Here is a 16,738-nt window from a genome sequence, read left to right as displayed (position 1 = left end):
TTACTTCGCGCGCACCCAGTCGCAGAATTCCTGCGTGATCAGTTGTTCGTAGATCTGTTCGTCGCTGAGGTCGAGCGACTCGAGATGCAGGAAGCCGACGTTCGGCATTTCGCCCGCGACTTCCGCGAGAAAGTCGAATTCGGTCGGATCGCCGACGCCGACCAGCGACCAGTACAGCGGGAAGTGCTGCGATTCGGCCAGCAACTGGCGCACGCGCTTGCGGTCGTTCTTGGGGTTCTGGCCGTCGGTGACGAACAGCACCCACGCGGGCAGATGGCCGTTCACGGGCGCGGAGGCGGCCGGCGCGGACGTGTCGTCCGCACCGCCGAACAGCCGGCTCAGGAAGCCGCGCTTTTCCTCACGCTTCGGCTCCGGCGCGCGGAAGAAGAAGTCGACGATGTCGTTCATCACCGGCGCGTACTGTGTGCCGCCCCACTTGTCGATCCGCGCGTTGAGCACATGGTCGGAAATGTACGAGCCGTAGTTGTCCGGCGTCGCGGTCGGCAGGCGGTCGTAGCCTTCGGTGAAGGTCCACGTGTCGACTTCGCCGTTGTCGTCGAACTTCAGTGCAATGCCGAGGATCCGGTCGTGCGTCTCCTGGATCACGCCCGACTGGTACAGCGGCTTCGCGGAGCCCGAGATGTCGAGCGCCGCACCGACGCGCACGACGGGCGGCTTCAGGATCTGACGTTTTTCGAGGACGATCGCGACCTTCGCCGCGCGTTTCTCAAGCGTAATCATGCGGTGTTCTCTCGGTTCTCTTAGTTGTGCTTCGGAGCGAATCGGGTGATCAGATCCTGTTCGAGCTGGCGCAGGCGCGGCGCGTCCTGCTCGCGCTGGCGACGGCCGTCGGCAATGATCTGCGTGATGTCGTCGAACGCGCCGAACAGCTGCTGCTGCGCGTATTCGAACGTGTCGGTCGAGATCACCGGACGCTGGCCGAGCTTCGCGACTTCCTGCGCGTTCTGGCGATTCAGGTCGGCCTGCGCGCGGATCGCCTCGTCGGCCGCGTCGTACGTCGCGTTCGCGAGCGCCGCCGCGCGCTTGGTGCTGAGCTGCTCGAGATAGAGCGCGAACGCGTTGGTCCACGCGGGGATCAGCACGGTCTTGATCGTCATGAACTTCGACGTCAGCGTGCGTTTCTGGTCCTGCTCCATCCGGATCTGCGGCGCGAGCTGCTTCGACATCAGCATCGCGCGGTCGAGGTCGTCGAGCTTGCTTTCGAGCGCGTCGACCTTGCGCTTCACGTCGAGCAGGCGCTGCGCGGCGAACGCATCGTCCGCCGGCTGCTGGCCGGCCGCGAGATGCGCGCGCAGCGTCGCGAGCGCCGTTTCGCCGTGCGCCTTCGACTGCGCAAGCTCCTGATGCAACGCGTAGTTGTCGTTGTACATCCGCTCGAGCTCGTCGATGCCGGCCTTCTGGCGCTGCGCATGGTTTTCGAGTTCGACGACGAGCGTGTCCATCCGCTTGCTCACTGACTCGTATTGCGACAGCAGCTTCTCCTTGGTCGAGCGGAACAGCCGCGTGACCTGCGTGAGCAGCCCGCCCTTGTCGGCGCCGCGCGGGTCGAGTTCCTTCGCGGTCGCGATCAGCTCGTTGAGCTTGTCGCCGAACTGGTCGGCGTCCGATGCCCGGACGCTCGCGAGAATCTGCTGGGAGAAGGCGGCGATCCGCGTGCCCTGCGTCGCGCCGAGCTGGTCGATCTCGTCGACGGTGATCAGGCGCGCGTGTTCCGTCGGCGGCGCTGCCGGCACGACGACGTTGGCAGCGTTGGCGACGGCGGCTGGCACGGCGACGGGCGACAAAGACGGGGGGGCAGGACGATCGCTGACCGCATCGGATTGCTTGTCGTCGAATAGCGGCTTCATGTGGCTACCCCGTTTCCTTTTCTGCTTTTTGCTACGTGTTGTCGTGCGCGCGAGGCGCGCTTCCGCGAGTGCCGTCGTGCTCTCTCACGGGCGGCAGACGGACAATAAAGGGCGACGGTGCGGCGCGTCAAGCCGGGTGATTCTTTCAATTTTCATACGCTTTGTAATATATGCGATGGGAACCTCGATGCCGCCTCCGGCAACGTCAGGACAAATGCCTTGATGGAGCGCGAATCCGGACTCATCGTGACACGTCGGCAAAGAGAAATTGAAAGTATTTTGAAAGAATTTGCCTCTCGCTATTCCGCTGATTGTTACAGATTGCTTAACGCAGGCCTGACGTCGCGTCCTAGTACGAATAGCCTTGCGACGCCGGGCGCGCGTCGTGACGGCGGCCCCACCACGGCAAGTACGCGTTGTTCTCCCCGCGTGCGCGGAACCAGTCCTTGCCGGGATCGATCGGCGTCAGCTTCGACGGCGCGACCACCACCACGGCCGTCGAATGCTCGGCGTCGGTCGTTCCCGCCACGAGCACGTTTCCGCCGAGGTGATTTGCGCGGCCGATCGCGAGCGCCACATCGGTCAACGCCGCGCCGGCACCCATGTCACCGAGCAGTGCCGACGTGTTGAAGGTCGCGCCGCGGAGGTCGCTTTCCGGCACGGCTTCCGCGAGCCCTTGCGAAAGGGACGCAGCCCTTGCCGACGCGGCAGCGCTGCCCTTGCCCGCATCGTGAATAACGTAGTTCAGCGACGAGACTGCGACGCCCGCATTGCCTGCGGCCGCATCGATCGTCGACTTCCATGCCGGCACCGCGCGGCTCCCGCCCTGCTTCGCGTCGAAATCCTGGACGTTGCCTTGCGCCGCCTTGCCGATCCATGCCAGCGGTTCGCGCTCGGTCTTCAGATCCGGGCCGGCGAGAAACAACACCACCATGTTCTCGTTGATCTGTTCGTCCTGCGGGGGAAAACTTGGCGCGTCCCAGTTCATCACCCACACGCTTTTGTCGGGATGCACGGCCAGGTAGTCCAGAGCGGCGTTCAGCGACGTGAAGCCGGCATTTCCCTGGCCCGACGTCACGTGCACATCGGGCGGCGTATCGCGGCTCCATAGATTTTTTGCGGAGGGGTTGCCGATTTCATACATATTTACCATTTCGTCGCGCAAGAACGCGCCGGCAGCGACCGGGTCGAGACGGCCGGCAGGAAGTGCGAGTTCGACACGCACCCCGGCCAGTTCACGCCACTCCCGCTTGTGCTTCGAGCTGACGGTGTAAAAATAATCGGGGTTCATCACGTAGCGCGTACGGAACAACACAAGAAGTTCGTCGACGTATTTTTCATAGAAGCCGGCAAACGACTCACGTCCCCGGCTGCCATCCGCGACGATGGATATCGCTTGCAAGGTCGAGTATTTCACGGGATTGGTCCGGACCATATCGTCGTTGGCATTCGGTTTCACCAACCCGAGCGTCCACAACAATTGCCACTCGGTCGGATAGTCACGGCGTTGCAGCGGATTGAGCCATTCAAGTCCGACAACCTGGGCGACAAACGGCGCAGCAGCCGCACCTTCGACAGATTTCGCCGATGCGGTGCTCGTCTCGGCCCGCAACGGCGAACCCGACAAGAGTGCCGCCATGACGATCGAGACGCACCCGATGCGTTTAGCAAGAGTGAAGCAGTGCATGAATATCCCGATCGAACCGGCCAACCCCGAACGCCGGTCCGGTAATTCACTCCCGTCCGGACGACGCCAGACTCGAAATCAGCGTCGCACCACACGACGTTTTGTGACCATCGAATGCGGCCGGTTTCCCGTCGACGATGACCTGCGGATCGCCTTCGGCGATAAAGCAGGCCTGATGGCCCGCGATCGGACAGACACACGTATCACCGAGCCGCGCGACCGGCCGCCCCATCACTTCGCTGACCGCGCTGCCGGTCACGACCTGACCGCCGTGGCTCGTTGCGTCGCCGACTCGAATGATTCCGCGCATGCGCGCTCCTTACTTTGAATAGCCTTGGGTCGTAGGGCTCGCATCGTGACGACGTCCCCACCAAGGCAGATAGGCGTTGTTTCCGCCGCGCGCGCGAAACCAATTCTTACTTGCATCAATCGGCGTCAGTTTCGAAGGCGCGACCACCACCACCGCTGTCGGGTGCTCGGTGTCGGTCGTTCCGGCTACGAGCACATTTCCACCGAGGTGATTCGCTCGGCCGATTGCCAGTGCCACATCGGTCAGCGCCGCGCCGGCACCCATGTCACCGAGCAACGCCGATGTATTGAAGGTCTGCGTACGGAAATCGTACTCGGGCAGCACTTCGGTCAGCGTCTGCGACAGTGAGGCAATACGTGTCGATGCAGCATCGCTGCCCTTGCCCGCGTCGTGCACGACGTAATTCACCGACGACACCGGCACACCCGCATTATTCACCGCCGTATCGATCGTCGACTTCCATGCCTGCACCGCGCGGCTCGCGCCTTGCTTTGCCTCGAAGTCCTTGACGTTGCTTCGTGCGGCTTTACCGATCCACGCCAGCGGCTCGCGCTCGGTCTTCAGATCCGGGCCGGCAAGGAATAGCACCACCATGTTCTCGTTGATCTGTTCGTCGTTCGGCGGAAAGCTCGGCGCGTCCCAGTTCATCACCCACGCACTCTTGTCCGGATGCGTAGCCAGATAGTCCAGCGCGGCGTCCAGCGATGCGAAGCCGGCATTGCCGTGGCCCGTCGTCACGTGCACGTCGGGCGGTGTGTCGCGGCTCCATAGATTTTTTGCGGATGGATTGCCGATTTCGAATATATTGACAATGCGATTGCGCAGATATGACGCAGCCGATGCAGGCTCAATTCGACCAGAAGGAATAGCCAGTTCGACGTGCACACCAGCCAACTCTCGCCACTTCCCTTTCTCATCCGCACTGACGGTATAAAAATAATCTTCGTTAGTAAAATACGGAACCCGGAACAGCAACAACAACTTATCAACATACTTCTCATAAAATCCAGAAAAAGATTCGCTACCTCGATTGCCATCGGCGACAATGGAAATTGCCTGCAACGTCGAATATTTCCTCGGGTTCGTTCGAACCATATCGTCGTTGACATTTGGCTTGACTAGACCAAGTGTCCACAATATTTGCCACTCGGTAGGATAGTCTCTGCGTTGAAGGGGATTCATCCATCCAAGCCCTACAACTTGAGCAACGAAAGGTTTGGATGAACTGGCTCCAGCTATGGGGACTGCCTTATCGGTCGACGAGGCAGCCACCGCGCGAGGGGCTGCAATCACTGTTGCGAACGCAAATACCATGATTGCCACGAGCCCAGGGACCAGCACCAATCGTCTCATCAGATTACCCATACTCAATAACTCTCCCGTCGGCTTGCCAGACGAAATCAATATCAAAAATGATGCCCCTAAAGCAAAAAACAACGCAAGACTTGCAATCCCGACTCGGCGCGGCCAGGTAGAAATGACCGCCTTCACAAAACACCTCCCAGCTTCAGGAAAAATCCGCCATCTCGCTCGTCATATATTTTCCCTGGCATCTTGGCATTTTCGTCTTTTTTTGCCCAATCAGGCAAAAACAAATCGCCATGCTTGCCAGTATTTATATAATTCATCAAATTGAAATTAGGATCACTCTTCCTGGAATCACTGGCAAACCTCCAATCAGCTTGAGTTCTGAGATATGCCAAATCATCTTCAGTCAGATAGCAAAGCCCAATTGCGACATCATAAGCCAACGCCTTTTCAGCATGGTCCTTGTTGGTCATGATGGTCGAATGGTTGGTGGGGTTATTCTTGTCCCCGCCGTTCAGAATCTGAAAAATCTCGTTGTTCCGCCATTCGGTATAGTCAGCACTCGCTGCCTCCGGATTGTCTTCCCCGACCACATTTCCTTCCTTGTCGATCCAGCGACGATTTCCGGATCTCCGCGCTTCCATGCGAAGAATCGAATGATCCTCATACCGCTGAGCAGCCTCGGACGCCGCATCCCCCTGCGCTTTCAGCGCATCACCCTCAGTCTTGAATTTTTCCGACTTCGCGTCGAAGTTGTCATACGGATCGTCATCGCGCTTGTTCTCCTTCTTGGCGTCACGCCCAGCCGACGGCGGATCGTAACTCTCGTTGAAGCGCCCTTCCTCAATCGGTTTCCCTTGCGCATCGCAAGCGCCCGATGGTTTGTCGTAGCGCAACGCCTGCGGAAGGAAGCGAGTTTCCTTGTCGAGCATCGGTGCCGTAATCGGGATTTCCCAGTCTTTGGGCGGATCGGCATTGACCGCCATGTTCGTCAAATTGAACAGGGAGAGGACGGGGCTCGTGGCAATCGTGAAAAACTGCGGGAGCCACCATCCATTGGAATGAACACCTCGTCCAAGACCATACCGCGCAGGCGGTGATGGCGGATACCAGAAACCTTCCTTCTGGTTCTTGTCCTTGCGCCAGTCATCCTGCCAATACCGATAGAGCTTGTTCTCTCCACCGACCTCGAAATTCGATGCAAACACGCGTTGCGAAAAAACACCCCACGCGTTCGTCGCACTGATGTCGTCGACACTCATCCCGCGCCAGCCGATTCCCTGAACGGTCAGGGCAGAAATGACCTGATCGTGCGGGCAACAGTACAGCGTCACTCTCCCGTAGGTGTTTTTCTGATACAGCCCATGCGCCTCCCGGTCCTTGGCTGCGCTATATGGTTTGCCCCCGTTCTTCGACGGCCTTGCGTTTTCCATTGCGCGATCGAGATCCTCCGCAGGCATCTCGAGATCGGCCCGGGCACGCAGGATATCGAAGTACTCCCTCAGCGTTTCCTTGCGCGCGACATAGGTCTCGCGCCCCACGTGCCCGTTCTTGTCGCGCACCCCGCGCTGGGCCCATGAGTCGGTCATGTTGGCTTCGACGAGACTGTACGGGGGATTGGCGAGAACATAGGTATCGGCGACGCAGCGCCCTTTCTTGCCCCATTGATCCGTCACCTCGGGCAAACGGTCTCCAAGGAATGCAGCGGCAAGGCCGATCATGTTCCCCTGGCTGTGGCATACGATCGTGATCGGCGCGTCGGCCTGTCGCTTGCGGATCGATTCGACCAGGCGTGCCAGCCGCAGTGCGCCAAGCACACCGTAAGTGCGCGGTGGCGTGGAGTAGATTTTTCGATTGCCGATGCCATTCATGTGCTGAACGGTCAGCCACAGAAAAAGCCGATCGTTCAACCCGTCGTTCCACAGATCCGGCAGACTCGAACACCCGCCCGCGAACGGGCCACCGCCCCAGTAATTCTTTTCGTTGAGCATGATCTTGTCGCCATACTCCTTCAGCTCCACCGCATTCGCAGCATAGCCCCACCGAAAGTGGATGACGGGCGAAAAGGACGGATCGGGCTTGATGTACGTCTTCGACGACATGTCCGGATTCAGGAAGCCGTCCGGCGTCAGGCTTTCGATATAGCTGACCGGCGTCATCTGCCCGGCCACCGGCCCCCAATGGAACAGCTGATCGTCATAACGCCCCATGCGCCGGTTCAATCCGGCACACAGCCCCTTCTCGGCCTCCTTGAACCATTCCCCTTCCGAATTCACCCCGTGCACGAAAATGACGACGCCCGGCAGCGGCATCTGCATCACGCACTCGAGGTCGTTGCGGTTGAACAGCGTCGTCCCCAGTCCACCGCCCACCGAAGTCTGCGACGGGTCGTCCGTCGACGGTTGCCCGCCCGGGTTCTGCGCAAAGTTGTAGTTGAACATGTTGTTTTTCTTGAAGACTCAGCTCAGGTTCTCGACTTGAAAAAGCGAACCGCCAATTGTTCGAACTGATCGCTGCTGACCGGCGCCAGCTTGCCTTGCGCGTCGGTCTTCCCCTTGATCAATTCACCCGACGCCTTTCGCACCTCGGCTTCCATGCCCTCGACCGGCTGCCCGTCAGTGGCCCGGACCAGCTTCGGCACCCGCCCCAGCGAGCCTTGGTCGAACTTCGGAAAGTCGGCGCTCATGCTCGCCGGCCCCGCCCACGTATGCGACGCGGACTTGACGGTAAAACTCCCCGGACACCCGAGCTCGATATCGCCGCCATGCAGCTTCAAATACGCGCCGCCCGACGTCACGAACACGACCTGCTCGCTGGCCATGCCCGCGAGCTTGCCCCCGCCCGCCGTCATCTGGATGTTCTTCGCCGAATCGATCTGCGTGTCGTCGTTCTGGCTCTGCAGCGCCACCTTCCCCTGGTTGGCGATCGCCGACACGCCCTCGCTGTGGGCGAACATCGCCACGCCATGCCCGGCCTGCAGGTTGATCCGCTGCCCGCTCGTGTACTGCAGGTGATTCTGCGCGACGACATCGACGTTGCCGCCCGCATGGGTCGTCACGGTCTTGGGCGTCGCCATGCTGATGCCGGCCGGCGCGGTGATGCCGATCGCGGCCATCGACGCGCCTGGCGATTCACCGCCGCCGGACGCCTCGCCGTTCGGCCAGCCTTTCACCGTGGTCATGAGCGCATCGTGCGGCTGCATATCCGGCGCAACGCCCTGATGCTGGCCCGCATAGTCGCCGAGACTCTTGAACAGCTCGACGCATTCCTGCATCAACTGCAGATACTCGTCCCGCGCGAGGTGGCCGTCGCTCGCGCGCAGCCGCTCCCAGGCTGAAATCAGCATCGCCTTGCCGCTGCGAATCGCCACGTGCGCATCGCTGCGCAACTCGGCGCCTTCGCCGCGCGCCGCACCCTGCCCGTTGTCGCGCGGCTGCGTCAGATAGCCGAGGTTCAACTGACTGTACGCATGCTCGCTCGCCAGTTGGCTGCTGATCTGCCCGGGCGTATCGTCGAAGCGAATCTGGTTGTAGCGCTGCCCCTTGATTTCCTTCGTCTTCGTGCCGGAAAGATAGCGGTTGCCCGGCAGCGCGCCAGTATGACTGAAGGTCGCCGGCATGTTCGGCCCGTTGGCCAGCACGCCCATCACGACGAGCCGGTCCGGATCGCCGCCGATATGGCCGATCAGCACCTCCATGCCGACGCGCGGCAACGTATTCGCGCCGAAACTCGGCCCGGCGAGCGCGCAGGCGACGCGCACCGGCGCACTGTCGGACGGCGTGCCGCTCGTGCCGGCGCCCTGCGCGTGCGCATGATCGTCCGCGCTCAGCCCCTGGATCCGCACACGGATGCGGCCCATTTCATCGCAGAACACCTCCTCGCCCTCCGGTCCGACGACGACGGCCGTCATCGGATGCACGGGCGGCAGGTCGACGTGGGGATCGTAGGCAGGCGTCAGCGGCACGCCGCGCCGCACGCACGAGAACGTGTTCTCGTAGCGCCTGTCGCTTTCGTCGCCCGGCTTGCCGCTCACGTCGGTCGGCACCGCGTTGAACAGCACGCGGCTTGCCGCGAACAGCGATTGCGCGCGCTCGTTCAGTTCCTTCGGCAAGTTGTTCCGCACGCAATGATGAAGCGACGTGACGACAAACTGCCGCTGTTCGGCCGGCAACGTGTCGAGTTGCGGATGCTCTACGAGCGCAAACCAGTGACCGACGGCCAGATCACGCACATTGCTTACGCCATCGACGGATTCGGCACGCAGTTCATGCGCCAGCATCCGGTCCTTGCCGATCCGGTCAAGATCGGACGACGAATCCCCGGCATGCGGGATATCGATGACGACGTCGGCCAGCAAATGCCCGAGGTCGTTGCCGCCGTCGCCCTGATCGACGATCGTCGCCTGCTCGGTTTGCGACATCCGGCCGCTCTTGTAGTCCCACGTCGGCCGGACGATCTTGCCTGGGATCAACCGGCGGCTCGTCGCCCACAGCGTGATCGAGTCACGCTCTTCGGTGGCGGCGTCGCGGTGGTAGCGAATGGTGCCGGCGACCGTCTCCGGCAACTTCATCGAGTCGTCGGCAAAGACCAGCGTATGCACCGGCGTGTCGTGCGCATTGCCGCTCGCCCGCTCGCCGGCCTTACCCGCCTTGACGAATACGGTCGCCCCGTCCCGTCGCAACAACCGCCGGATGAAATGCGCGTCCGACTCGTTGACCTGCCGCGTGAGTTCACGCGCCGGGTAACGCTCGCCTTGCAGGCCGGACAGGTCGAACTCGAATGCGCCTGCCAGCGCCGAGCTACGCTGGCGCCATTCCTGAAGCAGCACACCCAGGATGTCGGGCAGGCTCTTGGAACGAAACAACCGCGAATTGGTCCGCCGCTCCATCACGGACAGCACATCGCGAATCGTCAGCTGGTAGCAGGTCAGCGAACCGTCCGACTGTCCGGTGCGAACGTCGGTGACGATGCCATTGATGGTGTGGAGACGCCCGCGATCGGTCGTCATCTCGACGGAAACCGGCAGCCCGATGAAGCTGCGGATCGGAAGATCGGCCCGTGCTGACACGCAGGTCAGATGCCCCTCGATACCCGTCATCAACCCTTCGCGGATATCGGCATACTGGAGCGCAAGCACTTGCTCGAGCGTTTTCTGGGCAGGCCCCCAGTTCATGCGAACCGGCCGATTGTTTTGATCGACCACCCCCAACGCAAACGTGCGTAGCAATTCGGCTGTATTCACAGCGTGACTCTCAGGATTTTGTTTGACTTCGTTGTTCGGCGAGCAATCACGCCCGCTGGTCCGTCCTGGGAGTGCCGCCCGTCTGGTTTTCGGCGAGCATAGCAAATTTGTCAGCTTGGTGACGGCTTTTTGACAGGATTTAGAATCCTTTTTGCAAAGCGCCCAACGGGCTCAGCAGTTCACATTCTTTCGAAACGGGCCGGTCCCATCCCATGCCCCTCGATCGTCGTCCCGGTGTCGTACGTAACCGGAAACGGCAAGACCGGAACGCACGCCATCCACGAGCACACGCGTGCGCGCCGGCCACGTTTCGTACGGCCCGTCGTGCGTTTCGAGCGCGAAGCGATCGACCGGTTTCATCGTCGCGCCGGTATCGGCGCGAAGCTTCCGCGCTCCATCACCGTGTCAATGCGTGGCCTTCCGATACAGCGCAACGTACCCCGCGAGCATCAGCAGCAGCGATCCGCTGACCCGGTTCAGCCACTTTTCCCCGGCCGCCTTCCACACACGAACCGAATGCACGCCCAGCAGCGCGTAACCGGTCATCCCGATCACGTCGATCGCGACGATCGTCGCCGCGAGAATCGCGTACTGCGGCGCGATCGCCTGCGACCGGTCGACGAACTGCGGCAGCAGCGCGGACATGAACAGGTAGTACTTCGGGTTGCTCATTGCGACGAAGAAGCTCTTCAGAAAGGCGCTCCGCCGATCGGGCGTCGCGGGCACGCGTGGCTGCGCAGCCGCGGCCCGGCCGCTCGACATCAGCATCCGGATGCCGACATACGCGAGCCACGCCGCGCCGAGCAGCTTCAGCGTCACGAACGCCGTTTCCGACGCATCGAGCAGCACGCCGAGGCCGAACCCGACCAGCGCGACGAGCACGACGTCGGCGGTGACGGCGCCGAGCATGCCCACCATCGCGTGACGCAACCCATAGCGCGAACCGTTGCTCATCGCGAGCAACACCGTCGGGCCGGGCGTCGCGACCCCGACGGACAGGATCAGCGCAAAAGCGAGCAAGGCGGAGAGCGACATGGCGTGGCGTTCCTTTTGAAGATAGCGATGCGGACCAGCGGCATCGACATGATCGGCCCGACAGGCCGCGACCGGTGCGCACGGTTTGTTACGACGAATGCGGACTTCGCATAGTCGCATGTTCATCCCGACATCCGCTCGACGGTTGTGCGCCATCGAGCATGAGCGGCACCCGTTATCCCAAATAGTGATCCCGACTTTTTCGTAAACGACAATGATTCTCGTTTACGTTAGACTCCGCCGCTCGATAAAAACACGTCCGCGACAGTACGGACGCGTCACGCCGCCCGGATTCCGACTTGCCGCCCTGGGATGGATCACTGACCACACCCGATTTGCGTCCCATGTCGACACTTTCGCTACCCGTCCGGCGTCTCTCGCCGATCGCCTTCGGCATTGCGCTTGCCTGCACCTTCCCGGCCGCCGCACGAGCCCAGCAGGCGATTTCCGCCGCCAACGCCGCGCCCGACTCCACCGTGCTGCCGTCGATCAACGTGACCGGCGCGGCCGAGCCGCTGCCCGGGGATCTCGCGCCGACCTACGCCGGCGGCCAGGTCGCGCGCGGCGCGGATTTTGGCGTGCTCGGCCGGCAAAAGGCGAGCGACGTGCCGTTCAGCATGACCACCTACACGTCGAAACTGATCGAGGACCAGCAGGCGCACACGCTCGCCGACGTGCTCGACAACGATCCGGCCGTGCGCAGCGCATCCGGCTACGGCAACTTCTCGCAGGTGTTCGTCATCCGCGGTTTCGCGCTCGCCGGCGACGACGTGTCGCTGAACGGCCTGTACGGCGTCACGCCGCGGCAGCTCGTCCAGACCGATGCGGTCGAGCGCGTCGACGTGTTCAAGGGCGCGAATGCATTCCTGAACGGTGCGTCGCCGAACGGCTCGGCGGTCGGCGGCGGCGTGAACCTGCAACTGAAGCGCGCGGACGACAAGCCGCTTACGCGCGTCACCGTCGACGGCGCCACGTCCGGTTCGCTCGGCACGCATGTCGACATCGGCCGCCGCTTCGGCAGCGAAGGCCAGTTCGGCGTGCGCGTGAACCAGTCGATCAGCGGCGGCGACACGGCCGTCGACGACGAGCGCCGCCGCAGCAACGTGACGGCGGTGTCGCTCGACTGGCGCGGCGACAGGCTGCGCCTGTCCGGCGACTTCCTGTATCAGCGGCAACGAATCGACAACGGCCGCCCGGTCGTGCTCGTCAGCGGCAATCAGTTGCCCGCCGTGCCGTCCGCGACGCACAACTATGCGCAGCCGTGGAGCTTCAGCGAACTCGAGGACACGGTCGGGATCGTGCGCGTCGAGTACGACTTCCTGCCCGCGTGGACGGCCTATGTATCGGCCGGCGCGCGCCATACGAACGAGCACGGAGACTACTACACGCCGACCTACTCGTCGTCCGGCACGACCGGCTCGCGCCTGAGCGTGCCGCACAAGGAAGATGCGCAGTCGGCCGAAGCCGGGGTGCGCGGCCGCTTCACGACCGGCCCCGTGTCGCACTTCGTGACGGCCGGCACGTCGTTCATCCGCGTCGACAGCCAGTCCGCGTACACGATGTCGAACGCGTTCCCGACGACGCTCTACGATCCGGCGCCGGTCGCGTCCCCGCCGACGGCCTACACAGGCGGCGACATGAACGATCCGGGCACCGTCACGAAGACATGGCTGCGCAGCCTCGCGGTGTCCGATACGCTCGGCTTCCTCGACGACCGCGTGCTGTTCACGATCGGCGCACGCCGCCAGTCGATCTCGGTCGACAATTTCAGCTATACGGGCGCGGTCACCAGCGCCTACAGCGACGCGATCACGACGCCGGTGTTCGGTCTCGTCGTGAAGCCGTGGCGCAACGTGTCGATCTTCGCGAACCGTAGCGAAGCGCTCGCACAGGGCGAGATCGCGCCGAACACCGCGCGCAACGCAGGCCAGGCGCTGTCGCCGTACCGGTCGAAGCAATATGAAGCCGGCATCCGCTACGACACCGACAAGTACGGCGCGTCGCTTGCGCTGTTCCAGATCGAGAAGCCGATGGCGTACACCGTTCCGGCGACGAACCTGTTCGGCGCCGACGGCACGCAGCGGCACCGCGGCATCGAGACGGCCGTGTACGGCGAGCCGTGGAAAGGCGTTCGGCTGATCGCGGGCGCGACGTACCTCAACGCGACGCTGCAGAACACGGCGAGCGGCGCGAACGACGGCCACCGGCCGATCGGCGTGCCGTCGTTCCTGCTCAACGCGGGCGCCGAATACGACGTGCCGATGCTGAGCGGGCTCACGCTGACCGCGCGCTGGATCCACACCGGGCCGCAGTACCTGGACGTCGCGAACACGATGTCGATCCAGGCGTGGGACCGCTTCGACCTCGGCGCGCGTTACGCGACGGACGTGCTCGGCAAGAAGACGACGTTCCGCGCGACCGTGCGCAACGTCGCGAACAAGTCGTACTGGTCGTCGACGATCGGCGGATATCTGACGCAGGGCGACCCGCGCTCGGTGTGGCTGTCGATGACGACGGATTTCTGACGGGCGCGGAAGGGGGTGGCGAGCTGCCGCCAGAGTTTGCTATACTCTCGGTCTTCCGGAGAGATGGATGAGTGGTTTAAGTCGCACGCCTGGAAAGCGTGTATAGGTTAATCGCCTATCGGGGGTTCGAATCCCCCTCTCTCCGCCAGGATTCAATGCCCGCGCCAGCGGGCATTTTCGTTTCCGGAGAGAAGCAAGCCGATAGTTCGGCTTGCGCGGGGGATTCGAAGGGATTCGCTTGCAAGCGAATCCGAATCCGCAGCCCGCGCTTGTATGGGCGAATCCCCCTCTCCACCAGAATGCATGAAGCCCCCTGATTTCCCGAGAAGTCAGGGGGCTTTTCATTTGGCACGTCGATATCCTGCTCCCCTCACGGATGCCGAATGTAATCCACCAACGCCCGCGTATACTCATCCGGCCGCTTATCACACAGACTCACCACGATCGCCACCGCAAACCCCGCCGGCACGCCAAACACCCCGGAACTGATCGACTCGATCCCGAACCACGTCGGCCCGGCGAACCCGGTCAACTGCGTGAAGAACGGATAAGTCGACACGATGTAGTACACGCACACCGCCAACCCCGTCACCATCCCGGCGATCGCGCCACGCGTCGTCGTGCGCTTCCAGAACACCCCCAGCACCAGCACCGGAAAAAAGCTCGACGCCGCCAGCGAAAACGCGGCGCCGACGAGAAACAGGATCTTCCCGGTATTGAGTGACGCGACATACGACGCGAACAGCGCCACCCCCAGCAACAGCACCTTCGAAATCGTCACGCGTCGCTGGCTCGTGGCATCGGGCGCGACCATGCAGTAATAGACGTCGTGCGACAACGCGTTCGCGATCGTCAGCAGCAGCCCGTCCGCGGTCGACAGCGCCGCGGCCAGCGCACCGGCCGCGATCAGCCCCGACACCACGTACGGCAACCCCGCGATTTCCGGCGCGGCCAGGACGACCATGTCCGGCTGCATCTGGATTTCCGACCAGTGCACGATGCCGTCGCGAATCACCTCGACGACGCTGATCAGGTCGGGTTCGAAGTGGTGCCATTGCGTGACCCACGCCGGCAATTCCGCGAACGGCCGCCCGACGAGATTCGCGAGGATCTCGTACTTGATCAACACCGCGAGCACCGGCACGCTCAGGTAGAACAGCGCGATGAAGAACAGCGTCCAGCCGACCGAACGCCGTGCGGACGCGACCGACGTGGTCGTGTTGTAGCGCGTCAGGATGTGCGGCAGGCTCGCGGTGCCGAGCGACAGGCATAGCAGCAGCGCGAGGAAATTCCGCTCGCGCGGCTTGCGTTCGTCTTCGCTCGCGGCCGGAAACGGCTCATGCATCGGCACCGGCGGCTCGGCACGCGCGAGCAGGTCGTCACGCGCCTGCGTCCACGCCACGCGCGCCGCCGCCGGATCGCGCGGAAAATCGGCCAGCTCGCGCTCGCGCTGGCTGATCTCGCGCAGCGGCCCGTTGTGGCGCCGCAGGTCCGCAAGCTGGTCGACGAGATGCCGGCGCGCATCCGCATGGGACGCCGGCAACCGGTCGAGCCGCGTCTGGATATCCGCGGCTTGCCGGCGGTACGCATCACGCACCTGCTGCTCGTCGCGCGCCTCGCGCACCTGCGCCTCGCGCGCCGCGACACGCTCCATCAGCTTGCCGTAATTGAACTGCGGCACGGGCCCGAGCCCGTTCTTCATCGCGATCAGCGACACCGGAATCAGGATCGCGCTGATCAGGATGATGTACTGCGCGACCTGCGTCCACGTGACCGCCCGCATCCCGCCGAGAAACGAGCACACGAGAATGCCCGCGAGCCCGCAGAAGATGCCGATCGCGAAATCGACGCCGATGAAGCGCGTCGCGATCAGGCCGATCCCCTGGATCTGCGCGACGAGGTACACGAACGAACACAGGATCGCCGCGCCGGCCGCGAGCGCGCGCACGGCCGTGCTCGAAAAGCGCGTGCCGAGGAAATCGGGAATCGTGTAGCGCGCGAGCTTGCGCACATACGGCGCGAGCAGGAACGCGACGAGGCAGAACCCGCCCGTCCACCCCATCACGTACGCGAGCGCGTCGTAACCGGTGGCGTAGAGCGAGCCGGCCAGGCCGATGAACGACGCGGCCGACAGCCAGTCGGCCGCCGTCGCCATCCCGTTGAACGCGGACGGCACGCGCCGCCCGGCCACGTAGTATTCGACGAGATCGGACGTGCGCGACAACAACCCGATCACTGCGTACACGGCGATCGGCACGAACAGGAACACGTAGCCGATCCACACGCCCGGGCCCGTCGCGCGCTCGATCCGCCACATCAGCAACACGAATCCGAGGAACCCGAGGGTGTAGAGCGCGTACGCGCGTATCAGTCGATGCGTCAGCATGAATCAGCGCCCGCCGTTCGCATGGCCGGCGCGTGCCGCATGCTCGTCGTACGCGCGGCGCAGCGTACGTTCCGCGCGTTGCATCAGCCCGATGTAGACGACGATCAGCACGAGGTACACGAGAATCGCGCCCTGCGCGCCGACATAGAACGGCAGGCTGAAGCCGGCGAAGCGAACGCCGGCGAGCGCGGGCCCGAAGAACGGCACGATGAACGACACCGCGAAGCCGATCACCATCAGCACCACGATCAGCGCGACGTTGAAGCGCCAGTAGCGTGCGTGCGCACGCGCGAGCGGCTCGGGAACGGGGGGTGGCGCAGCAGGCGCCGAACGGGTCGGAACGGTCATGCCGTTATGTAGCAAAAAGCCCCTGCACG

11 protein-coding genes and 1 tRNA gene are annotated in these 16,738 nt (G+C 63.1%); 2 read left to right on the top strand and 10 right to left on the bottom strand.

Annotated features, from left to right (window positions below):
• The 8 genes from HWW87_RS04985 to HWW87_RS04950 all read right to left on the bottom strand — a co-directional run bounded on the left by HWW87_RS04985 (window position 1) and on the right by HWW87_RS04950 (window position 11,450).
• Window positions 1–741, bottom strand: coding sequence for a VWA domain-containing protein (locus HWW87_RS04985; RefSeq protein ID WP_175819479.1), 741 nt, complete (start codon window positions 739–741; stop codon window positions 1–3).
• Window positions 742–761: 20 nt separating this feature from the next.
• Window positions 762–1,868: a toxic anion resistance protein gene (locus HWW87_RS04980; protein WP_175819478.1), complete on the bottom strand. Its 1,107-nt coding sequence runs from the start codon at window positions 1,866–1,868 to the stop codon at window positions 762–764.
• A 349-nt stretch (window positions 1,869–2,217) separates the two neighbouring features.
• Window positions 2,218–3,555 (bottom strand): virulence factor, encoded by a 1,338-nt coding sequence (locus HWW87_RS04975; RefSeq protein ID WP_175820675.1) that lies wholly within the window; start codon window positions 3,553–3,555, stop codon window positions 2,218–2,220.
• Between the two features lie 46 nt (window positions 3,556–3,601).
• The gene (locus HWW87_RS04970; protein WP_027784933.1) at window positions 3,602–3,865 is read right to left on the bottom strand and encodes a PAAR domain-containing protein; all 264 of its coding nucleotides are present in this window, start codon (window positions 3,863–3,865) and stop codon (window positions 3,602–3,604) included.
• A gap of 9 nt (window positions 3,866–3,874) precedes the next feature.
• Window positions 3,875–5,356: a virulence factor gene (locus HWW87_RS04965; protein ID WP_175819477.1), complete on the bottom strand. Its 1,482-nt coding sequence runs from the start codon at window positions 5,354–5,356 to the stop codon at window positions 3,875–3,877.
• Complete coding sequence (locus tag HWW87_RS04960) at window positions 5,353–7,614, bottom strand: DUF3274 domain-containing protein (protein WP_175819476.1); 2,262 nt, start codon at window positions 7,612–7,614, stop codon at window positions 5,353–5,355. The genes HWW87_RS04965 and HWW87_RS04960 overlap by 4 nt, the downstream gene beginning before the upstream one ends.
• Before the next feature lie 23 nt (window positions 7,615–7,637).
• Window positions 7,638–10,415 carry a type VI secretion system tip protein VgrG gene (locus HWW87_RS04955; RefSeq protein ID WP_175819475.1) on the bottom strand — a complete coding sequence of 926 codons (2,778 nt, stop codon included), beginning with the start codon at window positions 10,413–10,415 and terminating at the stop codon, window positions 7,638–7,640.
• A gap of 405 nt (window positions 10,416–10,820) precedes the next feature.
• Window positions 10,821–11,450, bottom strand: a complete 630-nt coding sequence (locus tag HWW87_RS04950; protein ID WP_175819474.1) for a LysE family translocator — start codon at window positions 11,448–11,450, stop codon at window positions 10,821–10,823.
• 344 nt (window positions 11,451–11,794) lie between these two features.
• Between HWW87_RS04950 and HWW87_RS04945 the strand changes: the two genes are divergently transcribed.
• The gene (locus tag HWW87_RS04945; RefSeq protein ID WP_175819473.1) at window positions 11,795–13,975 is read left to right on the top strand and encodes a TonB-dependent siderophore receptor; all 2,181 of its coding nucleotides are present in this window, start codon (window positions 11,795–11,797) and stop codon (window positions 13,973–13,975) included.
• Between the two features lie 57 nt (window positions 13,976–14,032).
• A tRNA-Ser gene (locus HWW87_RS04940) sits at window positions 14,033–14,123 on the top strand.
• A gap of 222 nt (window positions 14,124–14,345) precedes the next feature.
• Here HWW87_RS04940 and HWW87_RS04935 read toward each other — a convergent pair.
• Together HWW87_RS04935 and HWW87_RS04930 are read right to left on the bottom strand one after the other, a co-directional pair.
• Window positions 14,346–16,361 carry a sodium:solute symporter family protein gene (locus HWW87_RS04935; RefSeq protein WP_175819472.1) on the bottom strand — a complete coding sequence of 672 codons (2,016 nt, stop codon included), beginning with the start codon at window positions 16,359–16,361 and terminating at the stop codon, window positions 14,346–14,348.
• Window positions 16,362–16,364: 3 nt separating this feature from the next.
• Window positions 16,365–16,709: a DUF4212 domain-containing protein gene (locus tag HWW87_RS04930; protein WP_175819471.1), complete on the bottom strand. Its 345-nt coding sequence runs from the start codon at window positions 16,707–16,709 to the stop codon at window positions 16,365–16,367.
• Window positions 16,710–16,738: the final 29 nt, after the last annotated feature.

The organism is Burkholderia sp. BCC0419 (genome assembly GCF_902830285.1).
Lineage (GTDB): Bacteria > Pseudomonadota > Gammaproteobacteria > Burkholderiales > Burkholderiaceae > Burkholderia.
The sequence above is the reverse complement of the archived record's forward strand: the minus strand, read 5'-3'. Positions and strand labels throughout refer to the sequence as shown.

Bases quoted from the DNA above. Each gene is read 5' to 3' on its own strand.
- HWW87_RS04985 (WP_175819479.1), bottom strand. From the start codon at position 741: ATGATTACGCTTGAGAAACGCGCGGCGAAGGTCGCGATCGTCCTCGAA.
- HWW87_RS04980 (WP_175819478.1), bottom strand. From the start codon at position 1,868: ATGAAGCCGCTATTCGACGACAAGCAATCCGATGCGGTCAGCGATCGT.
- HWW87_RS04975 (WP_175820675.1), bottom strand. From the start codon at position 3,555: ATGCACTGCTTCACTCTTGCTAAACGCATCGGGTGCGTCTCGATCGTC.
- HWW87_RS04970 (WP_027784933.1), bottom strand. From the start codon at position 3,865: ATGCGCGGAATCATTCGAGTCGGCGACGCAACGAGCCACGGCGGTCAG.
- HWW87_RS04960 (WP_175819476.1), bottom strand. From the start codon at position 7,614: ATGTTCAACTACAACTTTGCGCAGAACCCGGGCGGGCAACCGTCGACG.
- HWW87_RS04950 (WP_175819474.1), bottom strand. From the start codon at position 11,450: ATGTCGCTCTCCGCCTTGCTCGCTTTTGCGCTGATCCTGTCCGTCGGG.
- HWW87_RS04945 (WP_175819473.1), top strand. From the start codon at position 11,795: ATGTCGACACTTTCGCTACCCGTCCGGCGTCTCTCGCCGATCGCCTTC.
- HWW87_RS04935 (WP_175819472.1), bottom strand. From the start codon at position 16,361: ATGCTGACGCATCGACTGATACGCGCGTACGCGCTCTACACCCTCGGG.
- HWW87_RS04930 (WP_175819471.1), bottom strand. From the start codon at position 16,709: ATGACCGTTCCGACCCGTTCGGCGCCTGCTGCGCCACCCCCCGTTCCC.